Here is a 14,100-nt window from a genome sequence, read left to right on the forward strand (position 1 = left end):
GCAATACAGCCATGCAGCCAACACGGGCGAGATATGCTATACAAAGCCGAAACCTTGCGCTATACGCGCGATCTTGACCCATCGGCGCCTCTGTGGCCCTGCGCCCCGTGCGCCTCACTTCGATATGAACGGATCCCCTCTTGATACCCACCTTGCAGCAGGCGCTAGAGCGCCGTGGTTACACTTCTCTCACGCCTGTGCAGGAGGCAGTCTCTGACCCAGAGCTGGCGGGAGCGGACCTGTTGGTGTCGGCACAGACCGGATCCGGCAAGACGGTGGGCTTTGGCATCGCCATTGCATCCACCATCCTCGAAGAGGACGGCCGCTTTGCCCGTGCCGGCACCCCGCTGGCGCTGGTGATCGCCCCGACCCGCGAGCTGGCGCTGCAGGTGAAGCGCGAGCTGACCTGGCTTTATGGTGATGCGGGCGCGGTGCTGGCCTCCTGTGTGGGCGGCATGGACATGCGCGACGAACGCCGCGCACTGGAACGCGGCGCTCATATCGTCGTCGCCACCCCGGGCCGTCTGCGGGATCACATCACCCGTGGTTCCATCGACCTAAGCGGCGTCGCCGCCGTGGTGCTGGACGAAGCCGACGAGATGCTCGACCTGGGCTTCCGCGAGGATCTGGAGTTCATCCTTCAGGAAACCCCGGAAGAGCGCCAGACCCTGCTGTTCTCGGCCACGGTGTCCAAGCCGATCGCCACGCTGGCGCAGACCTACCAGACCGATGCGCAGCGGATTTCCACGATCAACAAATCCGAACAGCACAGCGATATTTCCTATCTCAGCCATGTGGTTGCGCCGCATGACGTTGAAAACGCCATCATCAACGTGCTGCGCTTTCACGAGGCCCCAAATGCCATCGTCTTTGCCAATACCCGCGCCGCAGTGAACCGTCTGCTGACCCGGCTGTCGAACCGCGGTTTTCAGGTGGTGGCACTGTCGGGCGAGCTGAGCCAGGCGGAACGCGCCGGTGCCCTGCAGGCAATGCGCGATGGTCGCGCCCGGATCTGTGTGGCCACCGATGTGGCGGCGCGCGGCATCGACCTGCCGAACCTCGATCTGGTGGTGCATGCCGATCTGCCGTCGAGCCATGAGACCCTGCTGCACCGTTCGGGCCGCACCGGTCGCGCCGGGCGCAAGGGCGCCAGCGCGCTGATGGTCACGCCGCGCTCCGTCCGCAAGGCCGAGCGCCTGCTGCGCGATGCCAAACTGTCAGCGGAATGGGTCGATGCGCCCTCCGCCGACGAGGTGCGTGGCCGCGACATGGAGCGGATGCTGTCCGACGCTGTCTGGACCGAAGAGGCCCCCGAAAGCCAGGCGGAAACGCTGGCGAAACTGGTCGAGAGCTTCTCGGCCGAGCAGCTTGCCGCTGGCTATCTGCGCCTGTGGTCCGCCGCCCGCTCCGCGCCGGAAGAGCTGACCGATGTGGCCTCCGTGGATGCCCGCAAGAAGAAAGAAGACCGCGTGCCCTTTGGCCCCTCGGTCTGGTTTGCCATTGATGGCGGGCGCGACGCCGGTGCCGATCCGCGTCGCCTGCTGCCGATGCTGTGCAAGGCCGGTGGCATCGACAAATCCGCCATTGGTGCGATCCGCATCGTCGGCGACAAGAGCTATGCCGAGATTTCGCAGGACAAGGTCGATGGCTTCATGGCCACCCTTGGCGGCGAAATGGCGCTGGATGATGGCTCCGCGCTGGAGCGTTTGAACGAAGCGCCAAACCTGCCCGAACGCTCCAAACCGCCATTCCGCAAAGGTGGCGCACCCGGTGGCGGCAAGGGCCGTGGTGGCTTTGGCGGCGGCAAGCCCGGCTACAAGGGCGGTGATCGTGGTGACTACAAGGGCGGCGGCGACCGCAAGAGCGGTGGCGACTACAAGAGCGACCGCAAGCCTTATCGCGCCCGCGAGGACAGCACAGACCACCCGGTAAAACCGCGCGCGGCCAAACCACGCCCGTCCGGTGACAAACCCGCCTATGACAAACCCCGGGGCGACAAGCCGCGCGGGGACAAGGCGAAGTTTGACAAGCCGCGGTCGGACAAGCCCCGTGGCGACAAGCCGAAATTCGATAAACCGCGCTCGGACAAGCCGCGCAGCGACAAGCCCAAGGGCCCGCCGCCCCCGGCAGGCAAGCCCTCCAGCAAGAAGAACAAGGCCCGCGGTGCTTCGGATACCTCCAAGCGCTTCACCCCGCCCAGCAAGAGGGGCTAAGCCCCGCCCGGCCTTGTGAAACATAGACACATCGGCTTGCGCCCGTCCCGAAACCGGGGCGGGCGCAACTCATTTCGGGGCACGCGATCCGTTTCACCGAGCGCGCCCATTCGCCGGACGCCCCCGCCGCGCTCTGCCTGCATCTGGCCAAACGGCTGCCCCTGGCATAGGAAGGACGCATATTCCTTTCCCATGAGGCGCCCCATGAGCCAGATCATCTCCGCCCTTTCCGAGGTCTCCGCCGACTACAAGGCCCTGTTCGTCGACCTCTGGGGCTGCGTGCACAACGGCATCACCGCCTACCCCGACGCGGTGGCCGCACTACAGGCCTATCGCAAGCGGGGCGGCGTCGTGGTGCTGGTGACCAACTCGCCCAAACCCCGCGCCGGGGTGGCCGAACAGCTGAGCCAGTTCGGGGTCCCCGATGACGCCTATGACACCATCTCCACCTCTGGCGATTCTGCCCGCGCGGCAATGTTCACCGGCGCGGTGGGCAGCAAGGTCTATTTCATGGGCGAGTGGGAGCGCGATGCGGGCTTTTTCGAACCGATGAAGGTGATCCACGATCCCGTCGAGATCACCCGCGTGCCCCTGAAAGAGGCCGAGGGCATCGTCTGCTGCGGCCCCTTCGACACCATGGCCGATCCGGAAGTGAACCGGGCGGAGTTCCTCTACGCCAAGCAGATGGGGATGAAGCTGCTGTGCGCCAACCCCGACATCATCGTCGACCGCGGCGAGGTGCGGGAATGGTGCGCCGGGGCGCTGGCGAAGCTCTATACCGAGATGGGCGGCGAGAGCCTCTATTTCGGCAAGCCCTACCCGCCGATCTACGATCTGGCGCGTCGCCGTCTGAGCGAGATCGGTCATGATGTCAGTGACCGCGAGATCCTGGCGATCGGCGACGGCCCGCACACGGATATCTCCGGCGGCATGGGCGAAGGCGTGGACACGCTGTTCATCACCGGCGGGCTGGCGGCCAAGGACACCAAGACCGACCAACAGCCCGCCCCGGCCGCGCTAGAGACCTATCTGGCACAAGAGCAGGTGGCCCCGACCTACAGCATCGGCTTTCTACGTTAACGCTGGCGTCTGTGCGCCTATCGGGCCCGTTTGCTCCACCCGGAGCGGGCGGGCCTTTTGCTGTCGCCCGTCAGGGCGTCCGCTGGGATACCTGCGCCATAAGGGCCGGGCGGGCGGGCTTGACTTTCTGCAGCTGCGAGGTAATAAAATTACCAAACACGCAATTCAGCGGTCTATTTATTACCGCTCAAATCCTTCAGGGAGGCAGGGATGTTGGACAATTTCCCCCGCGGCACCATCTGCATCGAAGACATCGAGATGGGCATGACCCGCTACCTGCGCAAGCAGATCACCGACCGCGACATCGAGCTGTTTGCCGAGGTCTCCACCGACCGCAACCCGGTGCATCTGGATGACGGCTATGCGCAGGACACCATCTTTGAAGGGCGCATTGCCCATGGCATGCTGACCGCCGGGCTGATCTCGGCAGTGATCGGCGAGCAGCTTCCCGGCCATGGCACCATCTACATGAGTCAGAACCTAAAATTCCTCGCCCCTGTACGCCCCGGCGACATGGTGCTGGCCGAGGTCGAGGTGACCGACATCCAGATCGACAAGCGCCGGGTGAAGCTGGATTGCCGCTGCATCGTCGAGGGCCAAAAGGTACTGGTGGGCGAGGCCATGGTGATGGCCCCCTCGCGCAAGTTCGACTGACGCGCGGCCGCACATCAGACCGCCTCGGGGATGCCCCCGGACGGAGTGCCGACGATGAAGCCGGTTCATTTTCATAGTCGGAGCCGATGATCGATCCAATAAAGAACGGGTCGCGGTACCGCTTGCTCAGGCATCTGGACAGGTCGCACAACGGCGCCTGCTGGGTGTGCATCTGCATCATCCACCCCCTTTTTATCGGGGCCGGTCGTTGCCTTAGACGCGGCGCTGCCCACAGCCATCCCGCGTCCCCATCTTGGTGATCGATCCCGGCCAGCCTAGCGCCATCAAATGAGATCCCGGTGAAGCGGGCGCACGGCGGCAGCGCAACAGGTCCTTCAGACCGGGGTCGGTTGTCACGCTGCAGGAGCCTCCGGCGGGGATATTTACAAGAAGGTGAAACGGGGGAGACCGGCTCCCTCTCTGGCTCCGGTCCTTCGGGCAAGGGATTTCACGCGCTGGTCGCGCGGTAGAGGTCGCCACTGACCACAGCACTCTTGCGCCGCCCAGCCACGGCAGCTAGGGAAGCGCCATGCGCATCATCCGGGACTATCAATTTGTCGAAGAGCAGGATCGCGGGGCCACCGTCGCGATCGGCAATTTCGACGGCGTTCATCGCGGCCATCGTTCGGTGGTGGATCTGGCACGTCAGGCGGTACCAGACGCTCCGCTGGGCGTGATGACCTTCGAGCCGCATCCGCGTGAATTCTTTGCCCCCGACGCACCACCCTTCCGGCTGATGTCGGCAGAGGCCCGCGCGCATCGGCTGGAGAAGATCGGTGTCGAGAAGCTCTATCAGCTGAATTTCAACCACGCGCTGTCGTCGCTTCCCCCCGAAGAGTTTGCCCGCAAGGTGATCTTTGAAGGTCTCGGGCTGGCGCATGTGGTGGTGGGCGCCGACTTCTGCTTTGGCAAGGGGCGGGCCGGCACCGCCAAAGATCTGCAGCGCTTCGGCCAAGAGATGGGCTTTGGCGTCACCATCGCGCCCTTGATGGAATATTCCGAGCACACCGTTTCTTCCACCGCGATCCGCACCGCCCTGAGCGAGGGCCGCCCGCGCGACGCCGCCGCCATGCTGGGTCATTGGCACCGCATCGAGGGTGAGGTGATCGGCGGCGAGCAGCGCGGCCGCGAGCTTGGCTTTCCCACCGCGAACCAGTCCATCGACGGGTTGCACCCGCCTGCTTTTGGCGTTTATGCGGTGCTGGTGGATGTGCTCGACGGCCCCCATATGGGCAGCTACCACGGTGCCGCCTCAGTCGGGGTGCGGCCGATGTTTGACGGCGACCAGCCCAACATCGAGACCTATCTCTTTGATTTCAAGGGCAACCTCTATGGTGCGCATCTGTCCGTCGGATTGGTGGATTTCTTGCGCCCGGAGCTGACATTTGACGGGCTGGAGCCCTTCATCGCCCAGATGCACGCCGATTGTGATCAGGCGCGCGCCATCCTCAACGCACTCTGAGAGGGCGGATATGACCAATCAGATCGACCGCAACGGTCTCGTTGACCGATTTTGGGAAAAGAAGCCGCTGAAGACGCTCTCCCCGCGCGAGTGGGAAGCGCTGTGTGACGGCTGCGGCAAATGCTGCCTCAACAAGCTGGAAGACGAGGACACCGGCGAGGTGGCGCTGACGCGTGTGGCCTGCCGCCTGCTGGACGATCAGTCCTGCCAATGTGCGCATTACGAGACGCGGCACAGTTTCATTCCCGAATGCATCGTGCTGCAGCCCGAAAACCTCGACACCCACGCCTATTGGATGCCGCAGACCTGCGCCTATCGCCGGCTGTGGGAGGGCAAATCCCTGCCCGACTGGCACCCGCTTGTGACCGGCGATCCGGACAGCGTGCACCGCGCCGGGGTCTCGGTGCGCGGCATGACCGTGTCGGAATTCGACACGCCGCTGGAAGAATGGGAAGACTACATCATCGAAGAGCCGGTCTGAGCGCGGCGGACAACTGACCGGCCCTCGGGCCGATCAGTGACGGGTCAGGTTGTGGTCCAGAACGGGGCGATCACCTCCGCCACGGCCTCGGGATGTGTCACCGGCACCATATGGCCCGCGCCCGCTATGACCGCGACCTGCGCCTCCGGCATCCGCGCCGAGAGCGCCTGGGTGACCGCGGACATGATGGGCTGGGTCGCGCCCCCCTGCATCAGCAGAACCGGCATCGGCAGCGCCTCCAGTGCGCCGGGTGCCAGCAGACCGGCGGCGTCGTCATAGACCTGACTGTCGCAGTCCATCACCGCCGGGAAGGACCGTATCATCGCAGCGCGGGCGGTCTCCGGCAGGTCGGGCCATTTGGGGTGACCGGTGCCCCAGGCGCGGTTGAACAGGCGGGTGGCCAGCTCCACATCGCCTGCGGCGAAAGGCTCCCGCACCGCCATGTGATCGGCGCGCATCTGCGCCAAGGCTGCCGGGTCGCGCGCGCTGGCGGCGGCAAAGAGCACCGGCTCGATCAGGGTCAGCGTGCGCACCAGATCCGGGCGGGCCTGCGCCATCGCCAGCGCCACCGTGGCGCCAAAGGAATGGCCGATCAGATCGACGGGGGCACCCGCAGCCTCGACCTCAGCCGACAGCAGGTGCAGCCCGACCTCTGCATTGCGCTGCTGCAGCAGGCCCTGCCCGTCCCAGTCCGGGCTTTTGCCGTGCGACAGCATGTCGAAGGCCGCGCAGGACACCGCATCCTCGCCCAGGGCCGCCACCAGGCCGCGCCAGGCACCGGAATGCGCCAGCGAGCAATGCACCGCAAAGACGGGCCGCGTGCCCTGACCAAAGCGGCGGTGAAACACCTCTTGCGGCAATGCGCCCATGTCGAGGCTCATGCGCCCTGCTCCGCAAGGTGCAGGTCGAGGTCATCCAGTCGATCCTGCCCCCAGAACTTTGCCCCGTCCGAGGTCACATAAAACGGCGCGCCAAAAACGCCAGCGTTGACAGCGTCCTCGAGGTTACGCGCATAGATCTCCGCGCCGGTGAGAAGTCCGCTGTCGGCCAGCGCCGCGTCGAAACCGGCGCTTTCGAGCAGGGATTTCACCACATCATCCTGCGCGATGTCGCGATCCTCGGCCCAGATCGCGCGCAGGGTGCCATGCACCAGCGCGCCAAGATCACCGCCCCCCGCCTTCTGGGCCGCGATGATCGCGTAGGAGGACGGGGCCGCATTGGTGGGCCAATGCGCAGGCTTCAGGTTCAGCGGCAGGCCGGTGCGTTTGGACTGCCGCTCGATCTCGATCAGGCGGTAGTCCTGCCGCGCGGGGTGCCGGTCCTTGGGGGGAGTGCCGCCGGTGCGCGCAAACAGCGTCATGATGTCGAAGGGCTTGTAGGTGATGGCAGCGCCGTGGCGGGCCGCGATCTCCTCCAACCGCTGCCCGGCAAGGTAGCTGAACGGCGACAGGGTAGAGAAATAATAGTCGATTGATGGGATCGATGCGGCCATGGGACGAATTCCTCGTGCTTAGAACTAGGCCTGACCCTATGTGCGTGTTAAGCGGGGTTCAATATCACGAATCTGTCACATTGCTGCCCGGGGATAAACAGCCAATGCCGACCTTGAACGAACCCAAGCTGATCGCTGGGAACGCCAATCTTCCTCTCGCCCAATCCATATCGCGCCGTATGAGCATGCACCGGGGGGTCGATCAGAACCTGGTGAATGCTCGGGTCGAGCGTTTCAATGATGGCGAGATCTTTGTCGAAGTCTACGAGAACGTGCGCGGCGAGGATATGTTCATTATCCAGCCGACCTCGAATCCGGCCAACGACAATCTGATGGAGCTTCTGATCATCGCGGATGCGCTGCGCCGATCTTCGGCACAACGGATTACCGCGGTCATTCCGTATTTCGGCTATGCCCGTCAGGACCGCCGCACCAAGGCACGCACGCCCATCTCTGCCAAGATGGTCGCCAACATGCTAACAGGTGCCGGCATCGAGCGCGTGCTGACCATGGATCTGCACGCCGCACAGATCCAGGGCTTCTTCGACATTCCGGTGGACAACCTTTACGCCAGCCCGATCTTTGCGCTGGACGTGAAGGCACAGTTCAAGGACCAGATGGACGACCTGATGGTGGTCTCGCCCGACGTGGGCGGCGTGGCCCGCGCCCGCGAGCTGGCCAAGCGCATCAACGCGCCGCTGTCGATCGTCGACAAGCGCCGCGAAAAGGCCGGCGAGATTGCCGAGATGACCGTCATCGGCGACGTCAAGGACAAGATCTGCCTGATCGTCGATGACATCTGCGACACGGCAGGCACCCTGTGCAAGGCAGCGCAAATCCTACTCGACAACGGCGCCAAGGAAGTTCACGCCTACATCAGCCACGGCGTCATGTCCGGCCCGGCGGTGGAGCGCGTGACCAATTCGGTGATGAAGTCGCTTGTGCTGACCGACTCGATCCAGCCGACCCAGCAGATTCTGGACGCCCCGAACATCCGCATCGTGCCCACCGCACCGCTGTTCACCCAGGCGATCCTGAACATCTGGCACGGCACCTCGGTGTCCTCGCTGTTCGAGGACAAGACCCTGATCCCGATCTACGAGTCGCTCTACAATAGCCAGAGCTAAGATCCCTCAGATCTCATCAAAACACCCCACGAGATGTCGTGGGGTGTTTTTTTGTGGACGGCCCTCAAATGCAACCCGCCATACGTGCGGCTGTTCGTTGGGCTTGGCACGGGCAAGAGTGGGTCAATGGTTCTCGATCTCATTGGTCTGCATCAGTCCTGCAAGCGCTGTTTTCCCATCGCCTGAACAGAATGCCGTCAAGAACATCAAGTTTTCCTAGCGGCTCCGTCGAGTGTTTGAATTCAATTTCCAGAGAACCAAGCGCAAAACTCATGCCGGAGTCAAAATTCACCGCGACGACTTCGGCTCTTTCTCGTGTGAAGTCTGATGGCTCTTGATCCAAATAGTATCTGAACGTGGCCTTTCGACCGTCCATTTTCAGGACGACCATCCTCATTTGTGTAGAGATTTCACCACTCAGGCTCTTTACCGCCCAAATAAACGTTTGGTCATCTAAAGCCATCGCAAACCTCTGATCTAGCTGTTGAAAGAACACTGTCCGGTTTTCAAAGACACCGCAACAGACAGCAGCTTCATCCCGCCCGGCTGACCTAGCGGTCAGCGCCGCTGACAACGCCTATTTCTGCATTGAGGTGATCCTTCTGCGGCACATGCCCGGCCGGTCTGGCATTCTACCGGAAAACCCGATTGGGCCGCATGATGGCGCCCCTTGTCACACCGCAGAGCGCGGTTTGACGCACCCACAACGCCTGACAGGTCCTTACCATCCCCCCAGACGAAAGCTGTCCCATGAGACCAGTCGACCTCCCGCGCCTTGCCGCCCTGGTCTTCACCGCCGTGACCTGCGTTGTGCTGGGCGACACCGCTGGAAAGCTACTGACCGCAAGGGGGCGAACCGGTGGTGGTGGCATGGTCGCGTTTCCTGATTGCGGCGCTGGTGCTGCTGCCATTCAGAGGATTTGCGTGAAATTGTCGATAAAATACCTACCTCCGGCGCAGCCTCATGTCTCCGGCTCAGCCAGAAGTTGTCAGACCCGCCCGTATATGCTGTTCTCTGCGTGCATGAGGTGGCGGAGTGACGCGCGACCGCACAGATCCAGATCGAGGAGACCCCTGATGATGCTCGGACACCGGTTTTTTGCCTCTCCGGCCTGTCTGGTGGGCCTGTCTGGCGGCCTCTCTGACGCCCTGACGGCCCGATTTGTCCTGCCTCTCTTGGCTAGCCTCGCCGGAGTTTCGAGTGCAGCGGCCGAAGAGCAGCGCTTTGCCGCCTATATCACCGGATACGGGTTCTGGGACAATACACCGCCGGGCACGGCCATCATCTCGCACCCGGTCAAGCACCGGCGCGCGGGCGGCAGTGGCACCCATGACGATCCGGTCACCCTGGCGGTGGGGCATGCGCTCCATGGGCCGCATGAGATCCTCGATTTCCCGCCCGGCACGATGCTCTACCTGCCCCGGATCAAGAAATACGCGGTGGTCGAAGACACCTGCGGCGATGGCCCCCGGCCTCAGGACGGCCCCTGTCACACCGGCGCCCGCGGCCATATCTGGCTCGACCTCTATGTAGGGGGACAGACCGTCACCCCCACGCAGGCCGAGCAGTGTCAGTACAGGATCACCGCGGTACAGATGGTGTACCTGAACCCGGCGCCGCATTACGAGGTTCACCCCGGCGAGGTTATCGGTTCCGGCTGTGCGGTATTCTAAGGGCGGGCCCCGGCCCTAGCCCCTGGCCTACCCCGCCCGCCGCAGCCGCAGCGCATTGGTCAGAACCGAGACCGACGACAGCGCCATCGCTCCGGCCGCAAAGACCGGCGACAGCAATATGCCGAACGCGGGATAAAGCGCGCCCGCCGCCAGTGGGATCAACGCGGCGTTGTAGACAAAGGCCCAGCCGAGGTTCTGGCGGATGTTCATCAGCGTCTTGTGCGAGATACGGATCGCCGTCACCACACCACTCAGGTCGCCCGACATCAGGACCACATCGCCGGCCTCGATCGCCACATCGGTGCCGGTGCCGATGGCGATGCCTACGTCCGCTTGCGCCAAGGCCGGTGCGTCATTGATCCCATCCCCGACAAAGCCCAGCTTGCGCCCGCGCGAGGCAAGATCCCTGAGCGCGGCCACTTTGCCCTCAGGCGCAACACCTGCGACCACATGGGAGATGCCCAGATCGCGGGCAATGGCCTCTGCCGTGGCCGGGGCATCGCCGGAGATCATCGCCACATCCTTGCCCATGGCGCGCAGCGCTTTAATGGCCGCGGCACTGGTGGGTTTGATCGGGTCTGCCACCGCCAGCAGCGCCGCAAGCTGGCCGTCGATGGCGGTGTAGAGCACGCTTTCACCCCGGTTGGCGCGCTCCAACGCCTCTGCCGCCAGCGCATCGACGCTGATACCGGCCTCCGACATCAGCCGCGCGCTGCCGATATGGATCTCGCGCCCGGCAACCTTGGCGGTGACACCGCGGGCTGTGTGGCTCTGGAAATCGCTGACCTCCGCGAGGGTCAGGCCCTCGTCCTGCGCAGCTGTCACTAGCGCGCGGGCTATGGGATGCTCAGAACGCGCCTCCACCGCGGCCACCGCACCCAGCACCTCGGCGCGCTCAAACCCTGCGGTTGGGTGCAGCGCCACCAGTGATGGGCGGCCCTCGGTCAGGGTGCCGGTCTTGTCAAAGGCGATGATGTCGACCTCGTTGAGGGATTGCAGCGCGTCGCCCTTGCGAAACAGCACGCCAAGCTCCGCGGCGCGCCCCGTCCCCACCATGATCGAGGTCGGCGTTGCCAGCCCCATGGCGCAGGGACAGGCGATGATCAGTACCGACACCCCGGCCACCAGGGCGTTGGTCACTGTAGGCTCCGGCCCCACCATCAACCATACGGCCACCGTCAGCAGCGCCAACCCCATCACCACTGGCACAAAGCGCAGGGTGACCTTATCCACGAGGCTCTGGATCGGCAGTTTGGCGCCCTGGGCGTCCTCCACCATGCGGATGATCTGCGCCAGCGTCGTGTCCGCGCCAGTCCGGGTCACATGCACGGTGAGGCTGCCCTCGCCATTTACAGTGCCGCCGGTGACCGCAGCGCCTGTGGCTTTCTCCACTGGGATCGGCTCGCCCGAAATCATGCTCTCATCCACATGGGCGCTGCCCTCAAGCACCTCGCCATCGGTGGGGATGCGTTCGCCGGGGCGCACAAGGATGCGATCACCGGGCGCAAGATCATCCACCTCCACATCCTCGGGCTGGCCATCTTTGGTCAGCCGGCGGGCATGGCGGGCCTGCAAGCCCACCAGCGCCTGAATGGCAGCCCCCGTGCGGCCCTTGGCGCGGGCCTCCAGCCAACGGCCAATCAGGATCAGGGTCACGATCATCGCTGCGGCCTCGAAATAGACAGCACGCACATCGGCGGGCAGCAGGGCTGGGACAAAAGTGGCCACCAGAGAGTAGATCCACGCGGCCCCTGCCCCCAGCGCCACAAGGCTGTTCATGTCCGGTGCGCCCTTGCGCAAGGCGGGCAGACCCAGCGCGAAAAAGGCCCGACCGGGGATGAACAGCACCGCCGTGGTCAGTACGGCCTGGATCACCCATGAGGTCTGCATGCCGATGGTCTGCGCGATCCAGTGATGCACCGCCGGGACCATGTGGCCGCCCATTTCCAACAGAAACACCGGCAGGGTCAGCACGGCGGCGATCCAGACCTGACGACGCAGATCGCGCGCCTCGCGGTGCTTGCGGGCGCCGCGGTCCTCACTGTCGCGTGCCTCTGCCGGGCGGGCGCGATAGCCAGCCTCCGTGCTGGCCGCCGCCACCTGAGAGGGCGTCACCACCCCTTGCAGGATCTCCACCTGCGCGCTTTCGGCGGCGAGGTTTACATTTGCCGAGACCACACCGGGCAGCGCCTCGATCGCACGTTCCACCCGGCCCACGCAGCTGCCGCAGGTCATGCCCGCGATGGACAGCTGCACAGTCTGGTGCCGCGCCGGTTTGCCCAGATCGCGCAGGGCGCTGTCGGCCTGCTGCAGAGCCTCCGGTGTGGTGGCGGTGATCTGCGCGGTCTCATTGGCGAGGTTCACCGAGACATCACTGAGGCCCGGCAGCGCGGCCAGGGTGCGGTCGACACGGCCCACGCATCCGGCGCAGGTCATGCCCTCAATCGAGAGGCGGGCGGTGATCGGTTGGGTCATGGAACGACTCCGTTATTGCCTGTTGTCTTCCATGTAGGGCTTCCAGTCACTGGAGGCTCAAGGGGAAATTTGAGATTTTCATCGTGCCGCGCGCAATACCCAAGCTTCCCCCGACCGGGAACCAGCCAGACGGTGCCGTTATTGGCCGTCACACTTCTGCATCTGCACGGACTCCCGCACACGGATCACATCGCCAGCGCTCATCCCGATCCGTGCCATTAAAGCGTCCAGAGGAAACTCGGTCCGGATCAGCTTTTCATGTTTGCGCGTGTTTGAACCATTGGGCGAGACTTCTTTCAACATGGCGTAGCACTCGACGATTTTGCCCTGTTGTTCAAAGCGATAATCGGTAAAGCGCTTTCCGTTCACCAGCGTATAATCATAGACGTCATCCCCGAACCTGACATGCTCCGAGACCACCTTGGCAAAGCTGTACCCAGTCATGTCGCGGTTCTGATACTGCCACACATGGGTCAGTTCATGCGCCATCAACCATCGGTCACTGTTGATTGGGCTTTGAGAGATATCCGACGAATAGTATTCACGGTCAAAGAACACTGTATTGCCCACCACCAGTGCGTCGGCGCCGAACAGTGATGGTAGGGACGCAATCTTTTGCGAGTTTTCGCCGGCGCTGCCCGCCGCTGTTCCGAGTTCGCGTTCCAACTGCTGCTTCGCAACTCTGCGCCCTCGGGCCTCGTTCCCGGAAAACCGCACATCTTCAAACGCCAAGTTCTGCGTAAAATACTGTGACCCGTAAGTAATCTCGCCATCAGTCATGGGGCGACTACAGGCGGCAAGCGCTAATCCGGACATCATCAAACCAATAGAGCGAAACCACATTTCAATACCTCTCCTGAACACCAAATGCGCACACAACGCAGGGGGGTATCAAATGCAGTGCTCGCACCACTTGCAAGTTTAATATTGCCGACCGCGAATATGAGATGTGTTCTTTCCGGGTCAGTGCAGAGAGCCGCTGCCGTCCCCTACTCCACGTCCCAGTCATCCTCGAACGGCAGATCGCCAATCGCCATCCAGGACACCCGCACGCGGGCAACGCGGCTGTCGGACCAGGTGCGGAACACGATATCAAAGCCCTCGGCCGAGATCTCCTCGGCCACCAGTTCCGCGCGATAGGCGGCGGCGTGGTCCATGTCCATCAGAGAAGCCGTGAGATGCACCGCAGGCGGGGCAGCAAACGCCTCGTCAAAACGCAGGTGCAGGCGGCGCTCGCGCTCTCCCTCTCCGGTCCACATGGTGCCGCCGGACTCAAATTCAGAGAAGATCTCTGCATCACCCTGAATAATCCCGGTGCGTGCGCTGTGAAGACGAGTGGAGTGCAAGGCGAACCTCAAAGGTAAAATATGCGACAAAGTGAAACTATCGCGGGTTTCTTACCAAAAAGAAACCGGCCTGCGTAAACAGGCCGGTTTCAAAGA

13 protein-coding genes and 1 pseudogene are annotated in these 14,100 nt (G+C 63.5%); 8 read left to right on the top strand and 6 right to left on the bottom strand.

The annotated features are described in order from the left end of the window. Positions 1-140 precede the first annotated feature (140 nt). From CLV89_RS07570 to CLV89_RS07595, 5 genes are all read left to right on the top strand, one after another. Positions 141-2,213, top strand: a complete 2,073-nt coding sequence (locus tag CLV89_RS07570; protein WP_106163021.1) for a DEAD/DEAH box helicase — start codon at positions 141-143, stop codon at positions 2,211-2,213. 204 nt (positions 2,214-2,417) lie between these two features. Then, the gene (locus tag CLV89_RS07580; protein ID WP_106163023.1) at positions 2,418-3,293 is read left to right on the top strand and encodes a TIGR01459 family HAD-type hydrolase; all 876 of its coding nucleotides are present in this window, start codon (positions 2,418-2,420) and stop codon (positions 3,291-3,293) included. Between the two features lie 210 nt (positions 3,294-3,503). Next, complete coding sequence (locus tag CLV89_RS07585) at positions 3,504-3,947, top strand: MaoC family dehydratase (protein ID WP_106163024.1); 444 nt, start codon at positions 3,504-3,506, stop codon at positions 3,945-3,947. A 529-nt stretch (positions 3,948-4,476) separates the two neighbouring features. Then, positions 4,477-5,409, top strand: coding sequence for a bifunctional riboflavin kinase/FAD synthetase (locus tag CLV89_RS07590; RefSeq protein ID WP_106163025.1), 933 nt, complete (start codon positions 4,477-4,479; stop codon positions 5,407-5,409). A gap of 10 nt (positions 5,410-5,419) precedes the next feature. Further along, entirely contained in the window at positions 5,420-5,890 is a 471-nt protein-coding gene (locus CLV89_RS07595) for a YcgN family cysteine cluster protein (protein ID WP_106163026.1), read from the top strand. A 44-nt stretch (positions 5,891-5,934) separates the two neighbouring features. On the opposite strand, the gene CLV89_RS07600 is transcribed toward CLV89_RS07595, so the two are convergent. Together CLV89_RS07600 and CLV89_RS07605 are read right to left on the bottom strand one after the other, a co-directional pair. Next, a complete protein-coding gene (locus CLV89_RS07600; protein WP_106163027.1) occupies positions 5,935-6,771 on the bottom strand; it encodes an alpha/beta fold hydrolase in 837 nt (278 codons plus the stop codon). Beyond that, the gene (locus CLV89_RS07605; RefSeq protein ID WP_106163028.1) at positions 6,768-7,382 is read right to left on the bottom strand and encodes a 2-hydroxychromene-2-carboxylate isomerase; all 615 of its coding nucleotides are present in this window, start codon (positions 7,380-7,382) and stop codon (positions 6,768-6,770) included. Before CLV89_RS07605 ends, CLV89_RS07600 begins: the two co-directional genes overlap by 4 nt. Positions 7,383-7,486: 104 nt before the next feature. Here CLV89_RS07605 and CLV89_RS07610 point away from each other — a divergent pair, with 104 nt between their 5' ends. Beyond that, the gene (locus CLV89_RS07610; RefSeq protein WP_106163029.1) at positions 7,487-8,509 is read left to right on the top strand and encodes a ribose-phosphate pyrophosphokinase; all 1,023 of its coding nucleotides are present in this window, start codon (positions 7,487-7,489) and stop codon (positions 8,507-8,509) included. Positions 8,510-8,648: 139 nt separating this feature from the next. Here the strand turns inward: CLV89_RS07610 and CLV89_RS07615 are convergent, their stop codons facing one another. Then, a complete protein-coding gene (locus CLV89_RS07615; protein WP_133166706.1) occupies positions 8,649-8,972 on the bottom strand; it encodes a MafI2 family immunity protein in 324 nt (107 codons plus the stop codon). Between the two features lie 287 nt (positions 8,973-9,259). On the opposite strand from CLV89_RS07615, the pseudogene CLV89_RS22890 reads away from it, so the two are divergent. Together CLV89_RS22890 and CLV89_RS07620 are read left to right on the top strand one after the other, a co-directional pair. Then, positions 9,260-9,428: pseudogene (locus CLV89_RS22890) on the top strand (EamA/RhaT family transporter); the annotation flags it as partial. Between the two features lie 158 nt (positions 9,429-9,586). Continuing rightward, complete coding sequence (locus CLV89_RS07620) at positions 9,587-10,183, top strand: hypothetical protein (protein ID WP_243394961.1); 597 nt, start codon at positions 9,587-9,589, stop codon at positions 10,181-10,183. A 27-nt stretch (positions 10,184-10,210) separates the two neighbouring features. Here CLV89_RS07620 and CLV89_RS07625 read toward each other — a convergent pair whose 3' ends face one another. The 3 genes from CLV89_RS07625 to CLV89_RS07635 all read right to left on the bottom strand — a co-directional run bounded on the left by CLV89_RS07625 (position 10,211) and on the right by CLV89_RS07635 (position 14,004). After that, positions 10,211-12,658, bottom strand: coding sequence for a heavy metal translocating P-type ATPase (locus tag CLV89_RS07625; RefSeq protein ID WP_106163031.1), 2,448 nt, complete (start codon positions 12,656-12,658; stop codon positions 10,211-10,213). Between the two features lie 138 nt (positions 12,659-12,796). Next, positions 12,797-13,501 (bottom strand): eCIS core domain-containing protein, encoded by a 705-nt coding sequence (locus tag CLV89_RS07630; RefSeq protein ID WP_106163032.1) that lies wholly within the window; start codon positions 13,499-13,501, stop codon positions 12,797-12,799. A gap of 146 nt (positions 13,502-13,647) precedes the next feature. Then, positions 13,648-14,004, bottom strand: coding sequence for an H-type lectin domain-containing protein (locus CLV89_RS07635; protein ID WP_106163033.1), 357 nt, complete (start codon positions 14,002-14,004; stop codon positions 13,648-13,650). Positions 14,005-14,100: the final 96 nt, after the last annotated feature.

Source organism: Tritonibacter scottomollicae, assembly GCF_003003215.1.
Taxonomy (GTDB): domain Bacteria; phylum Pseudomonadota; class Alphaproteobacteria; order Rhodobacterales; family Rhodobacteraceae; genus Epibacterium; species Epibacterium scottomollicae.